Source organism: Bradyrhizobium algeriense (genome assembly GCF_003062295.1).
Classification (GTDB): Bacteria; Pseudomonadota; Alphaproteobacteria; order Rhizobiales; family Xanthobacteraceae; genus Bradyrhizobium; species Bradyrhizobium algeriense.
This window is the reverse complement of record NZ_PYCN01000004.1, coordinates 138,242-160,714: the sequence shown is the minus strand read 5'-3', so window position 1 is coordinate 160,714 and position 22,473 is coordinate 138,242. Positions and strand designations below refer to the sequence as shown.

Genomic DNA, 22,473 nt, shown 5'->3' with positions numbered 1-22,473 from the left:
CCGTTGCTTCTCACCCCGGTTCAGAAGGCTCTGCCACGGTTTCCAACAGCTTAACAGAGGCGGAATTTCGTCGTCGCCCCCGGTCGGCGCAAGGGCAGGCGAAACAATTGGCACCATACATCCGCCTTTGTTGGGGGATGCAAACCGGCTACCAACGTGCAATCAGAGCACTTTCCCCGTTCCAAAATTCCTCATTTCCAAGGCCCTCGACATCCCATGAAAATCCGCAAAGCCGTCTTCCCGGTCGCCGGTCTCGGCACCCGCGTTCTGCCCGCCACCAAGGCGATGCCGAAGGAAATGCTGACCATCGTCGACAAGCCGTTGATCCAATACGTGGTCGACGAGGCCAAGGAGGCCGGCATTGAGCATTTCGTCTTCGTCACCGGGCGCAACAAGGGCGTGATCGAGGATCATTTCGACCGGATGTTCGAGCTCGACACCACGCTGGCTGCGCGCGGGAACAAGAAGGCCGAGCAGGATATTTTGGCGCGCGACCAGCCCGAGGCCGGCGCTACCAGCTTCACCCGCCAGCAAGCGCCGCTCGGCCTCGGCCACGCGGTCTGGTGCGCGCGCGACATCGTCGGTGACGAGCCGTTCGCGGTGGTGCTGCCGGACGAGCTGGTGCTGAACAGCCCGGGTTGCCTGAAGCAGATGATCGAGGCTGCGGCCAAGCTCGGCGGCAAGTCCAATCTGCTCGCGGTGGAAGCGGTGCCCGACGATCTCACCCACCAATACGGCATCTGCGGCGTCGGCAAGCGGCTCGCGAAAAACATGTTCGAGGTCGACGGCATGGTGGAGAAGCCGCCAAAGGGCACGGCGCCGTCCAACCTGTCGATCACCGGGCGCTACATCCTGCAGCCGGAAATCTTCAAGATCCTGGAGACCCAGGAGCGCGGCGCCGGCAACGAGATCCAGCTCACCGACGCGATGAAAACCCTCGCCAAAACGCAAAGCTTCTACGGCGTGGAGTTCGAGGGCGAGCGGCACGATTGCGGCTCGAAGTCCGGCTTCCTGCGCGCCAACATCGCCTACGGCATGGCGCGCGACGACCTTCGTGATGGCCTGCGCGCGGAGATGAAGAAGTATCTGGAGAAGTGACGGGCGAAGGCGTAGCGGCCTTTCCCTGTCATTGCGAGGAGCGTAGCGACGAAGCAATCCATCGCTCCGCATACGCTGATGGATGGATTGCTTCGCTTCGCTCGCAATGACGGTTGTGTGACAGCCGTGCCTTAAGCCACCAGCGCGAGCTGCGGGACCGCGGCGAGCACGGACTGGTTGCGGCCGTTGGCCTTGGCGGCGTAGAGCGCCTTGTCAGCCGCTTCGATCAGATAGGACCAGTCGATGGCTGCCGTGGGCGTCATGCTCGCCACACCGATACTGACGGTCGTCACGCTGGGGTCTTCCGCCCATTGTTCGACCTTCAGGCGGATGGTCTCGGCAACGGTGAAGGCTTCCACCGCCGAGAGGCCCGGCAGGAGTATCGCGAATTCCTCGCCGCCGTAGCGCGCCGGACAGTCGCCCGACCGCCGCACCGAGTCCGAAATGCAGATCGCAATGCCGACCAGCACCTGATCGCCGGCCTGGTGTCCGTAGGTGTCGTTGTAGGCCTTGAAGTGGTCCGCATCGATCATCAGCACCGCGACAGGGGTCTTGTTGCGCGCTGCCCGCCGCCACTCCAGATCGATCTCGATATCGAATTTGCGCCGGTTCTTCAGCCCCGTCAGCGCGTCCGTCGTCGCGAGTTCCTCGAGCTTCTCTTCCGCCTCGGCGCGGCGGCCGATCTCGCGGGCGAGGAACAGCGTGGTGCCGACCACGAACAGGATCAGCGTCGTCATGACCGCCCCGATCCGCAGCACCTCCCGGTGCCAAAGGTTCAGGATGCTCGCCAGCGGCTTTCCGACCACGACAAAGAACAAGTTCGTGCTGCCGCTTCGGACGTAAAGCCGCGGTGTCGGATCGACCGGTCCGACGCCGGCATAGGCGATGCCTTCCTTCAAATTGTCCGCGCGCCATTTTGGCCGCTCCGCCAGGTTCTTCCCGATGACATCCAGGTCGAACGGCGTCCGCATGATGATCGTTCGATCGCGGCGCAACACGGTGATCGTATCGCCGGGGTTGAGGGTGAGCCGGCCGAACAAGTCATGGAAATAAGTGAAGCGGATCGAGCCCACCACGACGCCGAGGAAACCACCATCGGTGTCGTTGATGCGCCGGCTGAGCACGATCGAATAGGCGCTGCGGCGCAGCATCGGTCGGCTCATGTACAGGCCTACGTCGGGATTGGCGCGATGGACCTGGAAATACTCCTCGTCGCTGCGATCCTCCGGCGCCGGATCGAGGCTGGCCGCATCGTGTGTCAGCTTGCCCTGCGCGTCGAACACCTGGATTGCGCCGAAATGTTTGGCGGTGGCGGCATGATCGAACAGGATCAGATGCTGGATCTCCTTGCTGACGCTCATGATCTCCGGCATCACCAGATTGCTGGCGACGTTGCGTAGCGAGAGGTCATAGAGTTCGATGTTCCGGCTGATGTCGGCATCGATGCCCGCGGCGAGATTTTCGAGGGTCTGGCGCGCGAGCTCTTCCTCGCCGCGGCGCATGTCGAGCATGACGCTGGCGCAAATCGTGGAGAAGCCGATCACGGTCGCGATCGACGACGCGATCAACAGCTTCGCCGACAACCGCCAGGGCCGGCGGCCGGAATCTCTCCTGAACCAGGCAATTCTGGTCACATCGCTTTGCCGTCCAAATGGCATAGTCCGCTCCAACCCTTCCGGTATGCGGCCGGATATGTTGTTGCGGCCTTAAACGGCGACAGCGATAGGATAATCAGTTAACGCTTGGTTGCCGGGAGCTACGGTTTTATGCAAATCGCCATTTGGAGACACGGGTGAACGACTACGACCTGCTGAGGGACTATCTGAAGAAGCAGAAACTTCCTGAATTCGTGCTGAGCTTCGAACAGATCGAGGAGATCATCGACGCGGCCCTGCCGCGCGCCGCGCAGCGCGCGTCCTGGTGGGAGACGTTGCGCAGCCCGCAGGAGAAGATGCCGCAGCGCGAAGCCTGTCTCGAAGCAGGCTACATCGCAACGCGGCAAGCGGATGGGAAGAGCGTGAAGTTCAAGAAGATTCCGGCGAGGCGGTGAGCGCGCGTGGCTCACGCCGGCGCACGCAGCGCCGGTCTTCCGTGCCGGATATCGATTGGTATGGAATACGGTGGACCAGCTGCTGTTGGAATCATTTTCCAAGCACCGGCCCTACCGTCGCCTCAATTTGGGATGATTTGGTTCTCCCTGGGGCGCAAGTAAAAAGACAAGAAGAATCGATCTGGGAGGATGGCGCCGATGATTCCGACGACAGGGTCGTTTGGGCGTCCCACGCCTGTAAATCTCTGATGGCCGCGGCGATAGCCGATGACCGCCATAGCGACATCGAGCCTTGATGGTGCGCTTGATCGGGCAGGGTGGGCTGCGCTGCCCGGCAGATCCCGGTTTCTCGCGCTCGGACTGGTTGCCGGCCTTGGCGCTGGACTTGGGCTGACGCCCGGTTTCGCTGCTGCCGGCGACGCACTGCAGGTGACGAGCGCGCGGGTGCCCGCGTCCGACGAGATTGGTATCGATCTCCCGCTGCTGATGACGATCAGAAACGATGCGGCCGAAGCCGACGCGATCCTGCGCGTCCGCTGTCCGTTTGCGAATTTCGCTGTAAAGCACACCGTCGATCGCGGCGAAGGCGCGCCCGCCATGCGCGAGATCAAGTCCATTCCGATCCCGGAGAGCAAGACGATCGAACTCAAGCACGACGGCTATCACGTGATGCTGCTGCAGACGCGGCAGAAGCTCCTCGACGGCGAGACGTTTACATGCGCCGTCGTTTTCCAGAAAGCCGGAACCAAGGAAACGGAGGTGCAGGTTTCACGAACGCCGTGATCGCGACAGCGGACTGGTGAAGTCCGCTGAATGGGGCCCGACAGCGAAACGCCCGGATATGCCGGACGTTCAATCCAACATGAACTGCCACAAGAACTTGCCAACAAGGGAGGGCATTACTCATGGAGCGATCTTCAGGTCACACAAAAATGTTGACGCGAGCTTGTCTGCTTGTCGTAGCAGGTGCTGCCGCAAGCGTGATGGGCGCACTGACAGTCTCCGCTGCAGACCAGGTCAATCAGGAACGGCTGCTCAACGTCGACAAGGAGCCGGGCAACTGGCTTCATCATCATCAGAATTACGCGGCTCACCGGTTCTCCACGCTGAAGGAGGTCAACCGCGATAACGTGAAGAACCTGAAGGTCGCCTGGACCATGCATCTCGGCGGTATCGAAGGCGGCGGCATCTGGAGCCATGGCGGGCTCGAAGGCACGCCGATTGCCGAGAACGGCTTCCTCTACGTCACCGATGGATGGGGTTCGGTCTACAAGATCGACGCGCATGGCGGCCGCGGCGTGCTGGTCTGGAAGATGGATCCCAAGACGGACCGTGACTGGGCTGGTGCGGTGGCGTGTTGCGGCGTCGATAACCGCGGCGTCGCTTTGTGGGGCGATCTCGTCATTTCCCATACGCTGGATGGACGGCTGATCGCGACCAACAAGGAAACCGGCCAGGTCGCCTGGCAGCGTAATGTGGCCGATCCGGACAAGGGTGAGGTCATCACCGGCGCGCCGTTGATCGTCAAGAACATGGCGATAACAGGCGTGGCCGGCGCAGAGTACGGCATCCGTGGCTGGATCGCCGCAACTGATCTGGCGACCCAGAAGGAGGTCTGGCGCACCCACACGATCCCGGGCAAGGGCGAGCCCGGCAGCGAAACCTGGAAAGACAGCAACAACGCGGCTGCGGCCGGCGGCGGTTCGACCTGGGTGACCGGCACCTACGATCCCGCAACCGACACCATCATCTGGGGCATCGGCAATCCCGGACCGGACTGGGATAATGAATATCGGCCGGGCGACAACCTTTACACCGACAGCTCGCTGGCGCTCGATGCCACGACCGGCAAGATCAAGTGGCACTATCAGCACACACCAAATGACCCCTATGACTATGACAGCGTGGCGGAAAACGTGCTGGTCGATGTCCCCGGGCCCAGTGGTCCGCGGAAGCTCGCGCTCGAAGCGGACCGCAACGGCTTCGCCTATGCGATCGATCGCACCAACGGCAAGTTCGTCTGGGGCCTTCCGTTCGTGAAGAAAGTCACATGGACCAAGGGGCTCGACCCGGAGAGCGGCAAGCCGATCGAGTATGACCCGAACAAGTCCGTGCAGACCTATATCGCGTCGGTGACGCCAAGCCGCACCAACATGGAAACCGATATCTGCCCCGGCAACATGGGCGGCAAGAACTGGCCGCCGACGGCCTACAATCCGGATCTGAAGCTCTGGTACATCCCGGTAATCGAGAGCTGCAATCGCATCAAGGTGGAGGTGATGACGCCGGACAAACTGAAACCGCGGGAGTTCTGGACCGGCGGCGGCCCGAGCCAGCCGTTCAAGATCACCGGCAGCGTGACGGCGATCGATGTAACGACCGGCAAGATAGCCGGCAAAATGGAAACGCCGTTCCCCAATCTGGGCGGCATGCTTGCGACTCCCGATCTCGTCTTCACCGGTCAGCCATCCGGCGAAGTGCATGCGCTTGACGCCAAGTCATTGCAGAAGCTCTGGGAGTTCAACACGGGCGGCGGCGTCAACGCACCGCCGATGACCTTTACGGTCGATGGCAAGCAGTACATCGCCATTCTGGTCGGCCTGGGCGGCGCCTGGGACAAGTGGTTCATCGATTCGACGCCCGAACTGAAGAAAATACAGCCGGGATCGATGCTCTACGTATTCTCGCTCTGACATTCTCGAAAGTGGAGGCCCGTCAACCGCGGGCCTCCGCTTCCTCGACAAGAGACGCAATGATGATCTTCAACAGACTAGCGGCGCGTGCGGGCGTGCTGCTCGCGAGCGTCGTCGCCCTGAATTTTTCGATGCTAGCCGCTGCCTGCGGTCAGTCGGCGCAGCCGCCGGCCTCGGACCCGACCAATGCCGGCAAGGCGGTATTCAGTCGCGCAAACTGCGTGGGCTGTCACAAATGGCACGGCAATGGCGGCGGCGGCTATGGCGGCGATGCGCTGTCGCTGCGCAAGACCGAGCTGACGCGGGATCAGATCATTGAAACCGTCGGCTGCGGGCGGCCGGGCACGGGGATGCCGTTCTTTATACGCGGCGGCTACGATGAGGTGAAATGCCACGGCATGAACCGCCAGGATGCGGGGGCACAGATACCGCCCGAGGGTGCAACGTTCCTGCGGCCGAAAGATATCGAAGCCGTCGCCGATTACGTGATCGCCCACATCAAGGGAGCCGGCGAACCCACTTACGCGGAATGCGTCGCTTTCTTCTCGAGCACGTCGCGGGTCTGCGACGTCTACAAGACTCAGCAGCCGGATCATACGACCGCCAGCACGGGGAAGGGCCAGTGATGGACAGACTGACGCTATCGGGAGTTCTTGCCGCAGGCCTGCTTGCCTGGCAGTCCGTCGCACTTGCGCACTCTCCGGCACGGGCGGAAGAGTTCGGCGGCAACGATCTGCGCGACATTCGCCTCGGAATGGCTGCGGCCGAATTGGCGGAGTCCGGCTATGTCGACTTCTCTTGCGCGGCGGAAGAGAAGCGAACGTTGGCTGGCTGGAAGAACTGGCGTGACTGTCCTGCCGACGCGAGCGGAACGCGGGCGATCCGATTTGGCTACGATCCATCGACCAGCCGCGACGGCACGATGGTGGCGGGTCATCCCGCGATCCTGACCTTGCTGATCGACGATACCGGCCATGTCGCCGGTTTGCAGATCGAGACCGATCCGAAGGCGCGGCTCTATATCCGCAAGAAGGCGTTTCTCCTGGGGCTACAGGCCAAATCGCGCTACGGCCCGGAAGGCTGGACGTGCAGTGAAGGTCGGCCCGAAGCAGGAGACCAGCCGGTGGGTGGCGTCTATCTCAGGGAACGCTGCACCAAGACGGTCGCCGGCCGTTCGCTCATTGTCGAACGCAGTCTGTTCCGCCGGCCCGATCAGGACATCAAGAGTTTCGTCGATGAAACGCGGATCAGCATATTGCGAGCCAGGGATTAGGGCATGATCCGGATCCGAAGGCTCGCGCTCCTGTGATCTCACAACTGCCGGGATTTTGGCGAACAATGCGGTAACGCCAGCCTGCCAGGTAGAAGAGTGCGCGATGCCCGACGCCTATGCTCAAACAGATTCGCGGTCCAAAACAGTTCCCATGAAAGTCGCAATTATCGGCGGCGGCATCGGCGGGCTTTCGGCGGCGCTGCAGCTCCTTCAGGTGGGGCTCGACGTTCACGTCTATGAGCAGGCGCCGCACATCGCCGAAATCGGCGCAGGCATCCAGATCAGCCCCAACGCCTCTCGGATCCTGCTGCGGCTGGGCCTCCGGGCCGCGATGGACGCCTTCGGCACACGGCCACGCGCGGTGCATCAGCGGCGCTGGGACGATGGACGCATCTTGCAGCGCGCTCCACTCGGGCCTGAGGTCGAGGCTGCCTTCGGCGCGCCGTACTACCACTTCCATCGCGCGGACCTTGTAAATCTTCTGGCCGACGCGCTGCCGCAAGAGCGTTTGCATGTCGGTCACAAGCTCACAGGGTTGGAGCAGAAGGGCGAGCGCGTGATTGCGCGGTTCGAAAACGGCGCGACTGCGGAAGCTGACCTCCTGGTCGGCGCCGACGGCATCCATTCACGCGTGCGGGAATTCGTCTTCGGTCCCGAGAAGCCGCGCTTCACCGGTTGCGTCGCTTGGCGCGGGTTGGTTCCGGCCGAGCGCATCAGGCATCTCGGCTTTGAGATTGTTTCGTATTGCTGGCTGGGACCGGACGGCCATGTCGTGCACTACTGGGTCTCGGGCGGGCGGATGATGAACGTCGTCTGCGTCGTCGAGCACGGCGACTGGACACGGGAGTCCTGGACAGACAAAGGCGAGGTAGCCGATGTGCTCGCGCGCTATGAGGGCTGGCATCCGATGGTACGCAGCCTGATCAGCGCCTTTCCACAGACCTTCATTTGGGCGCTGCACGATCGCGCCGAGCTGCCGTGCTGGAGCGCCGGTCGTGTCACGCTCCTGGGCGACGCCTGCCATCCCATGTTGCCCATGATGGCGCAGGGCGCCGCGCAATCGATCGAGGACGGCGCCGCGCTCGCAACGCTTCTTAAGGCCATGCCCGACGACATCGCGAGCGCGCTGGCACGCTATGAGGCGGTGCGCAAGCCGCGCGCCACGAAACTGCAGGAGGCGAGTGCCGCCAACCGCAGCCGCTTCCATCTGCCCGACGGCGAAGCGCAACGCGCCCGCGACGAGGCGCTGGCCGCGTCCGGCGACCGCTCGATCGCCAATATCGGCTGGCTCTATGTGCATGACGCGGCGGAAGCGCTATAGCGACAGCGAGGAAAGCATGATCGAGCGAACCGAATGGCGCACGTTGTGCAATGGCGCTTTGCGTCACTTTGGGAAGTCGGGCATTATGACGGGGACGTCCGCTCTCCCTCTCGGGTAGACGTCCTCTCGCTTCATGCTGCACGTCCAAAAAGCGCCAATTTCAGCCGCGAGTCTCTCTTCCTGCTGCGCGGGCTGTCGTATATTGAGAGAACTGCCAACGGAACGTGCCGATCGTCTTAAGGAGCGAATTGGCGGCGCGGATGGTGGCAGCGGCTAGTTGGTCCAGGAGTCGCGATCTGACACCTGATCGACGCAAGCACGGACGGTCATTTCAACCGGGGCATGGCATGGCGAATCGATCTACGACGGCGCGATCCACCGTGGCGATGCAGCGTTGGGGTTCCCCCGCCATTGTGACGCTCGCGGTGATGGCCGCACTGACGGCGCTGACCGCCGACGCCGCGGCGAAACAGGCGCGCCCCAAGCCTGCCACCGAGACGGCGGCGCCGCGCGATGCAGGCGAGCCGATCATGGCGATCGTGTCGATCAAGACCCAGCAGGTCACTATCTACGACGCCGACGGCTGGATCCTGCGCGCGCCGGTATCGACGGGCACCACGGGACGCGAGACGCCCGCGGGCGTGTTCGCCATCCTCGAGAAGAACAAGGACCACCGCTCAAGCCTCTATGACGATGCCGAGATGCCGAACATGCAGCGCATCACCTGGAACGGCATCGCGCTGCACGGCGGGCCGCTGCCCGGATATGCGGCCTCGCACGGCTGCGTCCGGATGCCCTTTGGCTTTGCCGAGAAGTTGTTCGACAGGACGCGGATCGGGATGCGGGTAATCGTCTCGCCTGATGACGCCGAGCCGGTCGAGTTCTCCCACCCGGTGCTATTCGTGCCGAGGTCGGAGGCCATTGCGGCTGCACCGACGCGCGCCGAGACGCTCGCCCGCGAGGCGGCGGAGGCCGCCAGGACGGCCGAAGAGGCGAAGAAAGCCGCCGCGGCAGTGGCGCGCGAGGCGGCGTCGCTCAAGGTGTCGCTGCGCAAGCTGGAACAGCTCAAGACCCGCGCCGACGCCGAGTTCGCTTACGCCGACAAGACGCTCGCTGCCGCCAAGACCGACGAGGCCAAGGCGCGGGCCGAGGACCTCAAGCAAAAGGCCGCCGCCAAGTCCGCGGAACTGGCGAACCAGATCAACACTGCCAGGAATGACGCGCAGTCGAAACCCGGCGCCGCTGCTGCCGCAAAGGACGCCGCCAAGGCGGCCGAGACCAGGAAGGCCGACACCGCCAGAGCGGCGAGCGAGGCGAAGCTCGCGCTCGAGCCGGTCTCGATCTACATCAGCCGCGCAACGCAGAAGCTTTACGTGCGCCGCCCCACGCACAAGCCGGCACCGGACGGCGGCGGCATCGTGTTCGATGCGACGATTGAGGTTCCGGTCACGATCCGTAATCCGGAAAGACCGATCGGCACGCATGTGCTCACGGCGGTGGCGCGCAACGGGGCGGCCCTGCGCTGGACCGCGGTCACGATCGACAACGGCGACAACGCCAAGGCCGCGCTCGACCGCATCACGATTCCGCAGGATGTGCTCGATCGCATCGCGCCGACCGCGTTGCCGCGATCCTCGATCGTCATCTCGGACGAGCCGCTGAGCAGCGAGACCAACTATCGCACCGAGTTCGTCGCGGTGCTGAGCACCGAGCCGCAGGGCGGCTTTATAACGCGCCGGCCGTCGGCCGATGTCCTCATTGCGAGCGACGACGTCCAGGGCGACAACGGTTTTGGCTTCTTCAATTTCCCGCGCGATCCGGCCCCCCAAACCGGCAATACGCGCCGCCGCGGCAGCGGCCAGTACTATCGTCCGATGCAACCGGGCTGGTGGTAAGGCGTGGCACGCCGCGTGTAGGGAAGGCGGGGGCCCATCACCACAGGGCGTTATCGTCTCACAGAAAAGCTGCGGCTATGGGTCGCCGCCTTCGCCGGGACGACAGTTAACTCGCCGCTTCCAGCCGCTCTTCCGTCAATAGCCGCATCGCGGCATCCGCATCCATCGGCTCGCCGAAAGCAAAGCCCTGCGCGTATTCGCAGCCCAATTGATAGAGCTCGACCGCATCCGAATCCGTCTCCGCGCCTTCCGCCACCACGTCCATGCCGAGGTCGTGCGCCAGCGCGATGATCGATTTCAGGATCACGGGGCGCGTACCGCGGCTGGTGGTGCGCACGAAGGACTGGTCGATCTTGATGGTGTCGAACGGAAAACGCTGCAGATAGGCCAGCGAGGAATGGCCGGTGCCGAAATCGTCGAGCGACAGCCCGGTGCCAAGCTCGCGGATACGCGTCAGCATCTGCGCCGCGTGCTCCGGATTCTCCATCACCAGCGATTCCGTCAGTTCGAGCTTGAGCGTGCCACGCGCCACCGACGAGCGTGACAGCACGGTGCGGATATCGTGGATCAGATCGTGGCGCAGCAACTGCCGGGAGGAGACGTTGACGGAGGCAAAGATCGGTTCGCGCGAGCGCATCGCGCGCTGCCACACCGAAAGCTGCCGCGCGGTCTGGTCGAGCACGAACATGCCGAGATCGACGATCAGGCCGATTTCCTCGGCAATCGTGATGAATTCCGACGGCGACATCCGGCCGAGTTTTGGATGGTCCCAGCGCGCCAGCGCTTCGAAGCCGGCAATGGAGCGGTCTTCCAGCCGCACGATCGGCTGGTAGAGTATCGTGATTTCCTGCCGCTCGATGGCGCGGCGCAATTCGCTTTCCAGCGTCAGCCGGTCGGTTTTCCGCGCGCGCATCGCCGGTTTGTACACATCGATGCGGTCGCCGCCGATGCGCTTGGAGTGATACATCGCAAGCTCGGCGTCCTTGATGATCTCCTCCGTCAATTGCGTCTGCGGATCCGACAGCGCGAGCCCGATGGAGGCGGTCAGGAAGATCTCGCGGTCGTTGAAGGCGATCGGCGCGCGGATTGTCTTGCGGATGGTTTCGGCGAACGCGGTGATGCGCGCCGGGTCCTGCTCCGATATCAGGATCAGGCCGAACTGGTCGCCGGCCAGCCGCGCCAGCGTGTCCTGCGGTTTCAGGATGCGCGTCAGCCGCCGAGCCAGCGTCAGCAGGATGGAGTCGCCGACCGCGATGCCGACGGAATCATTGACCTGCTTGAAGCGGTCGAGGTCGATCACCATCAGCGTCGGCCGTAGCGTTGGCATGCTCTTGGTGAAATTGGCCACCGCGCCGAGGCGGTCCATGAACAATTTGCGGTTCGGAAGACCCGTGAGGTTGTCATGCACGGAGTCGTGGAGCATGCGCTCTTCGGCGTTCTTGATGTCGGTGACGTCAGTGAGCGTGCCGACCACGCGCGAGACCTCGCCGTCGGAGCCGACCACCGGGCGCGCCTTCAGCGCGAACCACATGAAATGGCCGTCGGGCGTGCGCAGGCGGAAATCCTGCACGAGCCGGCCGCGGCGCTGGTCGAGCACGCTGTCCAGCGCTGCGCGGAAGCGATCCTGGTCGAGCGGGTGCAGCACCTCGAGCCATTTTGCGGCGGGACCTTCCAGCGTGCCGCGTTTCAGCCCGAGCAGGCTTTCGGTTTCGGGACTCGTGAACACCTTGTCGGCGGAGACGTCCCAGTCCCAGATCAGGTCGCCGGAGCCGGTTAGCGCCAGCGCGCGGCGCTCGATGTCGGATACGATGCCGGTGGTCGCGCCGCCGCCGGCGAAGGCGTGCTGCATGACCGTAAATCCGATCAGCATCACGATCAGCACGAGGCCGCCGAGCAAAGCCGGGCCCACGATGTCGTTGGTGACCGAGCCCCCCACGGTCATGCCGGCCGCGATCACCCAGACCACCAGCAGGAACCAGGTCGGAATCAACAGCACCGCGCGGTCGAAACCATGCGTCGAGAGATAGACGATCAGCGTGAAGCCGGCGAAGGCGATCAGCACCAGCGAGATCCGCGCAATGCCGGAGGCGACCGCGGGATCGAACAGCGCCAGCGCCACCAGTGAGCCGAGGAAGGCCAGCCAGCCGACGGTGATGTGGGAATAGCGCACATGCCAGCGGCTGAGATTGAGATAGGCGAACAGGAACACGAGCAGCGTCGCCGCCAGGATCGCTTCGCCCGCCGCGCGCCAGACGCGCTCGGCGTTGTTCGACATGTCCAGCACCTTGCCCCAGAAGCCGAAATCGACGCCGATATAGACCAGCACCGCCCATGCCAGCGCGGCGGCGGCGGGGAACATGATGCTGCCCTTGACCACGAACAGAATGGTGAGCACGAGGGCCAGGAGGCCGGAGATGCCGATCACGATGCCTTGGTAGAGCGTGAACGAGTTCACCTTGTCCTTGTAGGCGTCGGGTTCCCACAGATAGAGCTGCGGCAGCTTGTCGGTGCGCAATTCCGCCACGAAGGTGACGACGGCGCCGGGATCGAGCGTGATGCGGAAGATGTCGGCGGTCGCGCTTTCCTGACGCTCGGGACGATCGCCGACTGATGGCGTGATGGTCGCGATGCGCGACAGGCCGAGATCGGGCCACAGCAGGCCGGACGACACGATGCGATAGTGCGGGGCGACGATCAGGCGGTCGAGCTGGTCGTCGGTGTTGTTGGCGAGCGCGAACACCACCCAGTTCTGCCCGCCTTCGCGGGCGCGGACCTCGATGCGGCGGACGATACCGTCGGTTCCCGGCGCCGTCGAAACCTGGATGCGGTCGGTTTCGCTGCGCTGGTGGTCGAGGACGGCGGTGAGGTCGATGGCAGGCGCGTCGCTGCGGACGCTGACAGCGTCAATGGCGTGCGCCGGAGGCGCCGCCGCAACAATCATGAGGCCCAGCGCAAACTGCGCAAGGCACCTGATCAGACGCAATGTCAGTACTCCGCGAACAACGACCCTCCCGGCCCAGCGAACGGGTCGGCGTTGCCGCGATAAATGACATGAAAGCAAAGTGAATCAAAGGGTTTCCACCTTCGCTCCACTTGCGATCGGCTAAACCGCCAACACAATTTTGCCAATATGTGCGCTGGTCTCCATCCGCCGGTGCGCATCGGCGGCCTTTTCCAGCGGAAATGAGCTGTCCATCAGCGGTTTTACCCGTCCTTCGCGCAAGAGTGGCATGACCTTGGCCTCGATTGCCGCGACCATCGCGGCCTTATCCGCATTAGTACGGGGGCGCAGTGTCGAGCCGGTATGGGTCAGCCGCTTCACCATCACCTTGGCAATGTTGACGGTGACCTTGGGTCCGTTGAGGGTTGCGATCTGCACGATTCGGCCATCGACCGCGGCGGCGTCGTAGTTGCGATCGACATATTCGCCGGCGACCATGTCGAGGATCAGGTTGGCGCCCGCATTGTTGGTCTCCGCCTTGACCACGGCGACGAAGTCCTCGGTCTTGTAGTTGATGGCGCGGTCAGCGCCCAGTTTCAGGCAGGCGTCGATCTTGTCCTGCGAGCCGACGGTCACGATCACTTTCGAGCCGAACGCTTTCGCGAGCTGGATCGCCATGGTGCCGATGCCGGATGAGCCGCCATGGATCAGCAAGGTTTCGCCCGGCTTCAGCGCGCCGCGCTCGAACACATTGTGCCAGACCGTCATCAGCGTTTCCGGGAGCGCGCCGGCTTCCTGGATCGAAAGCGATGGCGGCACCGCCATCGCCTGCGCGTCTTGCGCGATGCAATATTGAGCGTAGCCGCCGCCCGCCACCAGCGACATCACCTTGTCGCCGAGCTTGTGCTTGGCCGCGCCTTCGCCGAGGGCTACCACTTCGCCGGCGATTTCAAGGCCGGGCAGGTCGCTGGCGCCGGGCGGCGGCGGGTAGGCGCCGGAACGCTGGGCAACGTCGGGACGGTTGACGCCGGCGGCCATCACCTTGACCAGGATTTCGCCCGGACCGGGCAGGGGCACGGCGCGGGTTTCGGGCAACAGCACCTCGGGGCCGCCGGGCTTGCTGATGCCGACGACGGTCATTTGCGCGGGCAGCTTTTCCATGATTTGTCCTTGCGAAAGGCTGAGAATTGAGGCGGCCCCTGATTAGCCAGCCCGGCCCCGGCTGGCAACCGCTCCGGGGACCGCCGAGCCCAAGGAGAAACGCATGGCGATCGAGGATGACGACAAGCCGCGGAAGAAGATCACCCACGAAATCGGCCAGGACCTGTCGCTGCTGTCAGTCGAGGAATTGACCGAACGGATCGCGCTGATGAATTCGGAGATCGAACGGCTGCAAGAAGCCGTCACCAAAAAGCGCGCGTCAAAGGACGCTGCGGACAGTTTTTTCAAAACGTAAGATCTTCGAACGCGATCTCTCACCACGTCGTCCCGGCGAACGCCGGGACCCATACGCCGCGGCCCGTCTGTTTTGGCAAGGCCGTTGGCCGACTTTCCCTCGCTCATCACGACCGGTGGTTATGGGTCCCTGCGTTCGCAGGGACGACGAGGGGCTGGAGTCAATCCAAAAACTCGGCCACTGGCCGACATGGCAAATAATCTCTGAAGAAAATCGCTCGTTTACGAAGGATTAAGCTTTCTCCTTTATGACTGGCATCGTCCTCGTTTGGACACCGAGTGGCTCCTGTCCACTCTGTTTGACGCCTCCCTGTTATCAACTTCAAAAGCCGCCGGAAACGGCGGCTCTTTTTTGTGCGGAGCGCGGCTATTTTGTGCCCCCATACGCTGGAAACCATAAATCCGGTTGCCGCTGGACTCTCGATCTCGCCCGAGCAATGATTTGTTCATCATAAGCCGGTGGTTCACAGCCGGTGGGGCAAATAGTGGCGTGAGGGCGTTAACCATGGCGGACCGTTCGCAAAGCGAATCCGCGCTCGTTCTGTTCAGCGAGCGGCTCACCAATTCTGCGGCGTTCGGAACCCTGTTCCGGGAAGGCATGGATCTGGTCGAGGAAACCGCTGCCTATCTCGACGGCGACGGCCGTAATGAGGCCAAGGCGCTCGAACGCTCCGTCAGCCTGACTTACGCAACCGAAAGCATGCGCCTCACCACCCGCCTGATGCAGCTCGCGTCCTGGCTGTTGCTGCATCGCGCGGTCAAGGAAGGCGAGATGACGCTGACCCAGGCCAATCGGGAAAAGACCAAGGTCAAGCTCACGGCTGCCGATCCCGGCACTGAGGAGATGATCGCAAAGCTGCCGCAGCAATTGCAGGATCTGATTGCGCGCTCGATGAGCCTGCAGACGCGGGTCCGCCGCCTCGACACCTCGATCCACGCGCCCGTTGCTGAACGGGCCCCGATCGGCAATCCGCTGGTGCCGCAGCTCAACCGCCTGAAAGCGGCGTTCGAGCAGTAAGTCTAAAAACCACAACCGTCATTCCGGGATGGTCCGAAGGACCAGACCTCAGGTGCGCAATTGCGCACTGGGGAATCGCGAGATTCTCCGATGCGCAATTGCGCATCGTAGTTCGATGCTTCGCATCGCCCCGGAATGACGACAGCGAACAGCAAACAAAAAAACGCCCCGGAAAACCGGGGCGTTTTTGCATTCTGGATCGGTACGGGGAGGGTCCGAAAACCCTCAGTCCTTCTTGAGGAAGCCCGAAAACTTCTTCTGGAAGCGCGACACACGGCCGCCCCGGTCGAGGAGCTGCTGGGATCCGCCGGTCCAGGCCGGATGCGACTTGGGGTCGATATCGAGGTTCAGCTTGTCGCCTTCCTTGCCCCAGGTGGAGCGGGTCTGGTACTCGGTCCCGTCGGTCATCACGACCGTAATCGTATGATAATTCGGATGAATTTCGGCTTTCATGGCATATCCTTCGGCGCGCCGGCGCCCGTCGCAAAAGTCAGGGGATACGGGATTTGGCGGCTCTATAACGTAAGCCGCCCGCCAAAACAAGCTACGTATAACCCCCGATTGGGAATCTCCCGGATTTGCCAGAGGGGGCTGCGGGGCCTATCTGGGGGCGGCAAAACCGGTCGGATTTCATGAGCGCAGCGGAACAGTTTGAAGCCCCCCCTGGCACGCCTCCACGGCGCGACGCCCTGCTCGAGGAAGAGGCCTTTATCGAGGCCCAGCTGACGCAGTCGCCGGCCAAGACGAGCGCCAGGCTCCGCCCGCTGCTGGCGCTGGCGCCCTACGTCGCGCGCTATCGCGGACGGGCGGCTCTCGCCTTCATCTCGCTGACGGTCGCGGCAATCACCACGCTGGTGGTGCCGATCGCGGTCAGGCGCATGATCGATTTCGGCTTCAGCCCCGAAGGCATCGCCCTGATCAACAGCTATTTCAGCGTCATGATCGCCATTGTCGCGGTGCTGGCTGCGGCAAGCGCGTCGCGCTACTACCTCGTCATGACGATCGGCGAACGCATCGTCGCCGATATCAGGCGCGACGTGTTCACGCATCTGGTCTCGCTGTCGCCGGCGTTCTTCGATTCCGCGCGCTCGGGCGAACTGGTGTCGCGGCTGACCGCCGATACCACCCAGATCAAATCAGCGGTCGGCGCGTCGGTATCGATCGCGCTGCGCAACATGATGCTGTTCATCGGCGCCACCGCCATGATGGTGATCACGAGCCCGAAATTGTCCGGCTTCGTGCTGCTGGCGATCCCGCTGATCGTGATTCCGCTGGTCGCGTTCGGGCGCTGGGTGCGGCGGCTGTCGCGCAACGCGCAGGATACGCTGGCGGACGCCAGCGCCTACGCCTCCGAACTGATCGGCGCGATCCGGACCGTGCAGGCCTATACCAGCGAGCGGATGGCAACCAACCGCTTCGGCGGCGAGGTCGAGCAGGCCTATGAGGCGGCGCGCAGCTCGACGCGGGCGCGCGCGGTGCTGACGCTGATCATCATCTTCATCGTGTTCTCCAGCGTCGTCGCGATCCTCTGGGTCGGCTCGCACGACGTGCTGACCGGCCAGATCACGCCGGGCCGGCTTGGCCAGTTCGTGCTGTATGCGGCGTTCGCCGCGACCGGTCTCGGGCAACTCAGCGAAGTCTGGGGCGAAGTCTCGGCTGCGTCGGGCGCCGCCGAGCGGCTGTTCGAAATCCTGCGGGTCAAATCGCAGATCACCGCGCCGCCGCAGCCGGCCGCACTGCCGCAGCAGGCGCGCGGCGACGTCGGTTTCGACAATGTCAGCTTCGCCTATCCGACACGGCCGGACATGCTTGCGATCGACAATGTCTCGCTCGCGGTCAAGGCCGGCGAGAAGGTCGCGATCGTCGGCCCGTCAGGGGCGGGCAAGAGCACGCTGTTTCACCTCCTGCTGCGCTTCTACGATCCGGCACGCGGCACGATTTCACTCGACGGCGTGCCGGTCAGATCGGCCGATCCGGTTGACGTGCGTTCGCGCATCGCGCTGGTGCCGCAGGACTCGGTCGTGTTCGCGGCCTCCGCGCGCGAAAACATCCGCTTTGGCCGACCTGACGCCAGCGATGCCGAAGTCGAGCGCGCCGCCGATCTCGCCCATGCCACCGAATTCCTCCGCCGGCTGCCGGGTGGTTTTGAGGCGCAGCTCGGCGAGCGTGGCGTGACGCTGTCCGGCGGCCAGCGCCAGCGCATCGCGATCGCGCGCGCGATCCTGCGCGACGCACCGTTGCTATTGCTCGACGAAGCCACTTCCGCGCTCGATGCGGAAAGCGAGACGCTGGTGCAGACCGCGCTGGAAGAATTGATGCGCCACCGCACCACGCTCGTGATCGCCCATCGCCTTGCCACCGTGCTGTCCTGCGACCGCATCATGGTGATGGACCAGGGCCGGATCGTCGAACAGGGCACGCATGCGGAGCTGGTTGCAGCGAACGGGCTCTACGCGCGATTGGCGCGGCTGCAATTTGAGGGGATTTGAACTTGCGCCGCTGTCGTCATCCGCGAAGGCGGGTGACCCAGTATTCCAGAGACGTCAGTGGTGGAATCGAAAGGCCGCGGCGTACTGGATGCCCCGCCTTCGCGGGGCACGACGAAGAGAGCGCCCAAGTTGGGCGTCGCCCGCTGCTACCCCTTCCATGCCATCTTCAAGACCGGCCGCCCCGATGTCGGGTTGACGTCCTCGCCATCGTGCACAAAGCCGTTGCGTTCGTAGAAGCGGATGGCGCGCGCGTTGTCCTTGTTAACCAGAAGCGTGACGCCATCGGGCGACAGGCGCTTGGCTTCATCGACCAGTGCGGTAGCAAGTTTCGAGCCCCAGTGATCGGGGCTGACCACGAGCTGGTCGAGATAGCCTGATCCGTCGATGGTCACGAACCCGATCAGCGCGTCCGCCTGTTCGGCGACGATGATCGCAGCGTTCGCCACCAGCTCATTGCGCCAGCGCTCGCGCCACCACGGCACGCGTGCGGTGAAGTCGATTCCGGGATAGGCCTGCTGCCAGGTCAGCCGCCACAGCTCGATTGCCGCTTCTTCGTCCTCGGCGCGATAGGGACGGAGTGTGAAGGATGGGGTCAAGCCGATACCCAAATCGTCATGCCCGGGCTTTTCCCGGGCATCCACGTCTTTCTTTTAGCCGATCCACAAGACGTGGATGGCCGGGACGTCCGCGCGAAGACGCGCTTCGCGCTTTTGCCCGGCCATGACGACGTGGTGTGCGTGAAGGTCACCCTACCGTTCCGTCAGCTTCAGTTCGATGCGGCGGTTGCGCTTGTAGGCGTCTTCGTTGGGTGCTGGATCGAGCGGCTGGAATTCGGCAAAGCCGGCGGCGACCAGCCGCTGCGCGGGGACGCCGAGGAAAACCAGGTATTGCACCACCGAGATGGCGCGCGCCGACGACAATTCCCAGTTCGACTTGAACAGCGGCGAGTTGATCGGCCGCATGTCGGTGTGGCCGTCGACCCGCAGCACCCAGGCGATCTCGCTTGGAATCTGCTTGTCCAGGTCGATCAGTGCGGTGGCGAGCTTGTCGAGTTCGGCGCGGCCTTCGGGGAGCAACAGCGCCTGGCCGGTATCGAAGAATACTTCCGACTGAAAGACAAAACGGTCACCGACGATCCGGATATCGGGGCGATTGCCCAGAATGGCGCGCAGGCGGCCGAAGAATTCCGAACGGTAGCGCGACAATTCCTGCACGCGCTGCGCCAGCGCGACGTTCAGGCGCTGGCCGAGATCGGCAATCCGCCCCTGCGATTCCTTGTCGCGCTTTTCGGACGCTTCCAGCGCTTCCTCGAGCGCCGCGAGCTGGCGGCGCAGCGCGCTGATCTGCTGGTTCAGCACCTCGATCTGGGCGAGCGCGCGCGAGGACACTGTCTTTTCGGATTCCAGCGCCTTGTTGAGCTCGTTGGTGCGGCCCTGGGCGTCGCTGCCGGCGCCGGCCAGCCCCTCGTAAAGCCCCTTGATACGGTCGCGCTCGCCTTCCGCGGCGGCGAGGCCGGCGCGCAATTGCCCGACCTGGTCGTCGAGCGTGATCTTGCCGAGCTTTTCCAGTGACAGCAGGTCGTTGAGCTGCGCGATCTTGGCGTTGAGCTGTTCCAGTGCCTTGTCCTTGCCGGTGACCTCCTGCGACAGGAAGAACTGCACCACCAAAAACACCGACAGCAGGAACACGATCGACAGCACCAGTGTCGACAGTGCGTCGACGAACCCCGGCCAGTAGTTGAAACCGGAATCATTGCGGCGTGCACGGGCGAGGGCCATTTCCGATTCTCCGACAATCTCGTGTCCCGGACGCGGTGCGGCGTGCAACGCCGCCTGCGCCGCGTCCGGGACACGAACATTCCACTTCTTCAGCTCTTCTCGGGCTGCTTGGCGATCCGCTCCAGCAGCTTCTTGATCTCGCGGTTCTGCTCGCCCTGGCCGTCGGCCCATTCGCGGATCATCTGCTGCTCGGTGCGCATATGTGCGACCAGGCCCTGGATGGCCTCGGCGAGGTTGGCCATCGCCGCCGTGGTGCTGCGGCCGCTGCCGCTCTCTTCAACCACCGCGCGTATCCGTTCCATCGCATGTTGCAATTCGCCGCCGAGGCCGGACGCGCCATCGCCATATTCGCGAACGGTGGAGGCGAGCCAGTCCTCGAGGTCGGTGTAGAAGCGGTTCTGCGCCTGGCTCGACTGCAGGTCGAGGAAGCCCAGGATCAGCGAGCCGGCGAGGCCGAACAGCGAGGACGAGAACGAAATGCCCATGCCGCCGAGCGGGGCGGCCAGCCCGTCCTTCAGGGTATCGAACAGGGCGCCCGAATCGCCGCCGACCTTCAAGCCGTCGATCACCTTGCCGACGGAGCCGACCGTTTCGATCAGGCCCCAGAAGGTGCCGAGCAGGCCGAGAAACACCAGCAAGCCCGTCATGTAGCGGGAAATGTCGCGCGCTTCATCCAGCCGCGTCGCGATCGAATCCAGCAGGTGCCGCATGGTCTGCTGCGAAATCGTCATCCGCCCCGAGCGCTCGCCGCCAAGGATCGCCGCCATCGGCGCCAGCAGTCTCGGACGCCGGTCGATCGCGAGACCCGGATCGGCGATGCGGAAATTGTTGACCCAGGAGACCTCGGGATAGAGCCGGATCACCTGCCGGAACGACAGGATGATGCCGATCAGAAGCACCGCGCCGATCAGGGCGTTGAGGCCGGGATTGGCAAAGAACGCCGCGATGATCTGCTTGTAGAGCACGACCGTCACCAGCGCACACAGCACCAGGAACACCAGCATCCGCACCAGAAAAATCCGGGGCGAGGACAGTTTGCTCAGTTCGATCTCCATTTCGGAGCGGGAGGAGTGGCCTGGGGGCATTTGCGGGGTGTCATCCGTTACGAAAAGCCGAGCTGGGAACCAATATGGCACAGCGGGCTGGAGAAAAAAGCTGCGAAGCCGCGATTTCGAGTGGACGATGGTGGAACCTCTTCCCGAAACCCGGCTTTGACATCAGCGTATTTTGGAACGTTTCGATGTCCAACCGGGATTTTTCATGACGGCCTTGTATCACGAGGGACCGGCGGGCCGTCCCCGTATCGCTTTCAGTCGTGACGGGCCCCCCGTGGGGCGGTCGCCCGGTCCAGCGGCTGTTCGAAAGAAGCACCTGCTCCGAGATAGACCAGCCACTGCAGCCCGTTCTCCACCCAAGGGAGTGGTCACATGAGCTTCGTCTCCACGATCATGGGAACCGCCGAGCGCGTGCCGCTGCCCGACGCCATTATCCGGGCCGCAATCCACCAGCTCTGCTCGCGCGCCGCCACGCGGCTCGCCACCGGGAATGCGGAGAGCGATGCCTGGCTCGCCGACGAAATGGCGGCGCGCGCCATCGCCGAATATAGCGACGAGCCCGATGTCCGCGGCCACGAGGTGCCGGCCGAGTTCTTTGCCCGCGTGCTCGGTCCCAATCGCAAATATTCCTGTTGCTTCTACCGGGAGGCGGCCTCGACCCTGCAGGAGGCCGAGGAGGAAGCGCTGCGCCAGACTGTCGAGCATGCCGACCTGGCCGACGGGCAATCGATCCTCGAACTCGGCTGCGGCTGGGGTTCGCTGTCGCTTTGGATGGCGCGGCAATTTCCGCATTCGCTGGTCACGGCGGTCTCCAACTCGAACGCGCAGCGCGAATACGTCGAGGGCGAAGCCGCCCAGCGAGGCCTGGCCAATTTGCGCGTCATTACGCAGGACATGAACGTGTTCGCGCCCGATGCGCAGTTCGACCGTGTCGTCTCCGTCGAGATGTTCGAGCACATGATGAACTGGCGCGAATCGATGACCCGCGTGTGCGCGTGGTTGAAGCCCGATGGCCGCTTCTTCCTGCACATCTTCACCCACCGCTCCGGCGCCTATCTGTTCGATCGCGCCGATGGCGAGGACTGGATCGCGCAACGTTTCTTTGCCGGCGGCGTGATGCCGAGCCATCATCTGATCCGGCAATATGCCGATCTGTTCGGGGTCGAAAAGGAATGGCGCTGGAGCGGCGTGCATTATCAGCGCACCGCGCAGGATTGGCTGGAGAACTTCGACACGCATCGCTACGAAATCGAGCGCGTGCTTCGCAAGGTCCATGGCGGCGAGACCGCGTTGTGGATGCGGCGCTGGCGCTGGTTGCTGCTCGCCACCGCAGGCCTGTTCGGTTACGCCGGCGGCAGCGAGTGGGGCGTCAGCCATTACCGGCTGAAGGCGGCCGCCGGTTAGCCC

19 protein-coding genes are annotated in these 22,473 nt (G+C 63.7%); 12 read left to right on the top strand and 7 right to left on the bottom strand.

Going from position 1 to position 22,473, the window contains the following annotated elements:
• Window positions 1–216: 216 nt before the first annotated feature.
• Window positions 217–1,098, top strand: coding sequence for a UTP--glucose-1-phosphate uridylyltransferase GalU (gene galU, locus C7G61_RS11750; protein ID WP_108514252.1), 882 nt, complete (start codon window positions 217–219; stop codon window positions 1,096–1,098).
• Window positions 1,099–1,229: 131 nt separating this feature from the next.
• On the opposite strand, the gene C7G61_RS11745 is transcribed toward galU, so the two are convergent.
• Window positions 1,230–2,723 carry a GGDEF domain-containing protein gene (locus tag C7G61_RS11745; RefSeq protein WP_420836757.1) on the bottom strand — a complete coding sequence of 498 codons (1,494 nt, stop codon included), beginning with the start codon at window positions 2,721–2,723 and terminating at the stop codon, window positions 1,230–1,232.
• Between the two features lie 167 nt (window positions 2,724–2,890).
• Here C7G61_RS11745 and C7G61_RS11740 point away from each other — a divergent pair, with 167 nt between their 5' ends.
• The 7 genes from C7G61_RS11740 to C7G61_RS11710 all read left to right on the top strand — a co-directional run bounded on the left by C7G61_RS11740 (window position 2,891) and on the right by C7G61_RS11710 (window position 10,330).
• Window positions 2,891–3,148, top strand: a complete 258-nt coding sequence (locus C7G61_RS11740) for a DUF7662 domain-containing protein (RefSeq protein WP_190241774.1) — start codon at window positions 2,891–2,893, stop codon at window positions 3,146–3,148.
• Window positions 3,149–3,415: 267 nt separating this feature from the next.
• A complete protein-coding gene (locus tag C7G61_RS11735) occupies window positions 3,416–3,931 on the top strand; it encodes a copper chaperone PCu(A)C (protein WP_108514249.1) in 516 nt (171 codons plus the stop codon).
• Window positions 3,932–4,131: 200 nt separating this feature from the next.
• Complete coding sequence (locus tag C7G61_RS11730; RefSeq protein ID WP_244608260.1) at window positions 4,132–5,841, top strand: PQQ-dependent dehydrogenase, methanol/ethanol family; 1,710 nt, start codon at window positions 4,132–4,134, stop codon at window positions 5,839–5,841.
• 131 nt (window positions 5,842–5,972) lie between these two features.
• A complete protein-coding gene (locus C7G61_RS11725; protein ID WP_108514480.1) occupies window positions 5,973–6,467 on the top strand; it encodes a c-type cytochrome in 495 nt (164 codons plus the stop codon).
• Entirely contained in the window at window positions 6,467–7,114 is a 648-nt protein-coding gene (locus tag C7G61_RS11720) for a hypothetical protein (protein ID WP_108514247.1), read from the top strand. Before C7G61_RS11725 ends, C7G61_RS11720 begins: the two co-directional genes overlap by 1 nt.
• 151 nt (window positions 7,115–7,265) lie before the next feature.
• Entirely contained in the window at window positions 7,266–8,435 is a 1,170-nt protein-coding gene (locus tag C7G61_RS11715) for an FAD-dependent monooxygenase (protein ID WP_108514246.1), read from the top strand.
• Between the two features lie 347 nt (window positions 8,436–8,782).
• Complete coding sequence (locus C7G61_RS11710) at window positions 8,783–10,330, top strand: L,D-transpeptidase (RefSeq protein ID WP_108514245.1); 1,548 nt, start codon at window positions 8,783–8,785, stop codon at window positions 10,328–10,330.
• A 106-nt stretch (window positions 10,331–10,436) separates the two neighbouring features.
• Here the strand turns inward: C7G61_RS11710 and C7G61_RS11705 are convergent, their stop codons facing one another.
• Both C7G61_RS11705 and C7G61_RS11700 read right to left on the bottom strand, forming a co-directional pair.
• The gene (locus C7G61_RS11705) at window positions 10,437–13,313 is read right to left on the bottom strand and encodes an EAL domain-containing protein (RefSeq protein WP_190241773.1); all 2,877 of its coding nucleotides are present in this window, start codon (window positions 13,311–13,313) and stop codon (window positions 10,437–10,439) included.
• A gap of 120 nt (window positions 13,314–13,433) precedes the next feature.
• On the bottom strand, window positions 13,434–14,432 hold the full coding sequence (locus C7G61_RS11700) for an NAD(P)H-quinone oxidoreductase (protein ID WP_108514244.1): 999 nt from the start codon (window positions 14,430–14,432) through the stop codon (window positions 13,434–13,436).
• Between the two features lie 103 nt (window positions 14,433–14,535).
• On the opposite strand from C7G61_RS11700, the gene C7G61_RS11695 reads away from it, so the two are divergent.
• Both C7G61_RS11695 and rcdA read left to right on the top strand, forming a co-directional pair.
• Complete coding sequence (locus C7G61_RS11695) at window positions 14,536–14,727, top strand: DUF1192 domain-containing protein (RefSeq protein WP_108514243.1); 192 nt, start codon at window positions 14,536–14,538, stop codon at window positions 14,725–14,727.
• A 504-nt stretch (window positions 14,728–15,231) separates the two neighbouring features.
• Window positions 15,232–15,744: a protease adaptor protein RcdA gene (gene rcdA, locus C7G61_RS11685; RefSeq protein WP_108514242.1), complete on the top strand. Its 513-nt coding sequence runs from the start codon at window positions 15,232–15,234 to the stop codon at window positions 15,742–15,744.
• A gap of 225 nt (window positions 15,745–15,969) precedes the next feature.
• On the opposite strand, the gene rpmE is transcribed toward rcdA, so the two are convergent.
• Window positions 15,970–16,197: a 50S ribosomal protein L31 gene (gene rpmE / locus C7G61_RS11675; RefSeq protein WP_108514241.1), complete on the bottom strand. Its 228-nt coding sequence runs from the start codon at window positions 16,195–16,197 to the stop codon at window positions 15,970–15,972.
• Window positions 16,198–16,376: 179 nt separating this feature from the next.
• Between rpmE and C7G61_RS11670 the strand changes: the two genes are divergently transcribed.
• A complete protein-coding gene (locus tag C7G61_RS11670; protein WP_108514240.1) occupies window positions 16,377–18,233 on the top strand; it encodes an ABC transporter ATP-binding protein/permease in 1,857 nt (618 codons plus the stop codon).
• Between the two features lie 146 nt (window positions 18,234–18,379).
• On the opposite strand, the gene C7G61_RS11665 is transcribed toward C7G61_RS11670, so the two are convergent.
• The 3 genes from C7G61_RS11665 to C7G61_RS11655 all read right to left on the bottom strand — a co-directional run bounded on the left by C7G61_RS11665 (window position 18,380) and on the right by C7G61_RS11655 (window position 21,096).
• Window positions 18,380–18,829, bottom strand: a complete 450-nt coding sequence (locus C7G61_RS11665; RefSeq protein ID WP_108514478.1) for a GNAT family N-acetyltransferase — start codon at window positions 18,827–18,829, stop codon at window positions 18,380–18,382.
• Window positions 18,830–18,982: 153 nt separating this feature from the next.
• Window positions 18,983–20,011, bottom strand: coding sequence for a peptidoglycan -binding protein (locus C7G61_RS11660; RefSeq protein WP_108514239.1), 1,029 nt, complete (start codon window positions 20,009–20,011; stop codon window positions 18,983–18,985).
• A gap of 89 nt (window positions 20,012–20,100) precedes the next feature.
• Window positions 20,101–21,096, bottom strand: coding sequence for a flagellar motor protein MotA (locus tag C7G61_RS11655; RefSeq protein WP_108514238.1), 996 nt, complete (start codon window positions 21,094–21,096; stop codon window positions 20,101–20,103).
• 342 nt (window positions 21,097–21,438) lie between these two features.
• Between C7G61_RS11655 and C7G61_RS11650 the strand changes: the two genes are divergently transcribed.
• Window positions 21,439–22,470, top strand: a complete 1,032-nt coding sequence (locus C7G61_RS11650; protein WP_108514237.1) for an SAM-dependent methyltransferase — start codon at window positions 21,439–21,441, stop codon at window positions 22,468–22,470.
• Window positions 22,471–22,473 lie beyond the last annotated feature (3 nt).

Bases quoted from the DNA above. Each gene is read 5' to 3' on its own strand.
- galU (WP_108514252.1), top strand. From the start codon at position 217: ATGAAAATCCGCAAAGCCGTCTTCCCGGTCGCCGGTCTCGGCACCCGC.
- C7G61_RS11735 (WP_108514249.1), top strand. From the start codon at position 3,416: ATGACCGCCATAGCGACATCGAGCCTTGATGGTGCGCTTGATCGGGCA.
- C7G61_RS11730 (WP_244608260.1), top strand. From the start codon at position 4,132: ATGGGCGCACTGACAGTCTCCGCTGCAGACCAGGTCAATCAGGAACGG.
- C7G61_RS11725 (WP_108514480.1), top strand. From the start codon at position 5,973: ATGCTAGCCGCTGCCTGCGGTCAGTCGGCGCAGCCGCCGGCCTCGGAC.
- C7G61_RS11720 (WP_108514247.1), top strand. From the start codon at position 6,467: ATGGACAGACTGACGCTATCGGGAGTTCTTGCCGCAGGCCTGCTTGCC.
- C7G61_RS11715 (WP_108514246.1), top strand. From the start codon at position 7,266: ATGAAAGTCGCAATTATCGGCGGCGGCATCGGCGGGCTTTCGGCGGCG.
- C7G61_RS11710 (WP_108514245.1), top strand. From the start codon at position 8,783: ATGGCGAATCGATCTACGACGGCGCGATCCACCGTGGCGATGCAGCGT.
- C7G61_RS11700 (WP_108514244.1), bottom strand. From the start codon at position 14,432: ATGGAAAAGCTGCCCGCGCAAATGACCGTCGTCGGCATCAGCAAGCCC.
- C7G61_RS11695 (WP_108514243.1), top strand. From the start codon at position 14,536: ATGGCGATCGAGGATGACGACAAGCCGCGGAAGAAGATCACCCACGAA.
- rcdA (WP_108514242.1), top strand. From the start codon at position 15,232: ATGGCGGACCGTTCGCAAAGCGAATCCGCGCTCGTTCTGTTCAGCGAG.
- rpmE (WP_108514241.1), bottom strand. From the start codon at position 16,197: ATGAAAGCCGAAATTCATCCGAATTATCATACGATTACGGTCGTGATG.
- C7G61_RS11670 (WP_108514240.1), top strand. From the start codon at position 16,377: ATGAGCGCAGCGGAACAGTTTGAAGCCCCCCCTGGCACGCCTCCACGG.
- C7G61_RS11660 (WP_108514239.1), bottom strand. From the start codon at position 20,011: ATGGCCCTCGCCCGTGCACGCCGCAATGATTCCGGTTTCAACTACTGG.
- C7G61_RS11655 (WP_108514238.1), bottom strand. From the start codon at position 21,096: ATGCCCCCAGGCCACTCCTCCCGCTCCGAAATGGAGATCGAACTGAGC.
- C7G61_RS11650 (WP_108514237.1), top strand. From the start codon at position 21,439: ATGAGCTTCGTCTCCACGATCATGGGAACCGCCGAGCGCGTGCCGCTG.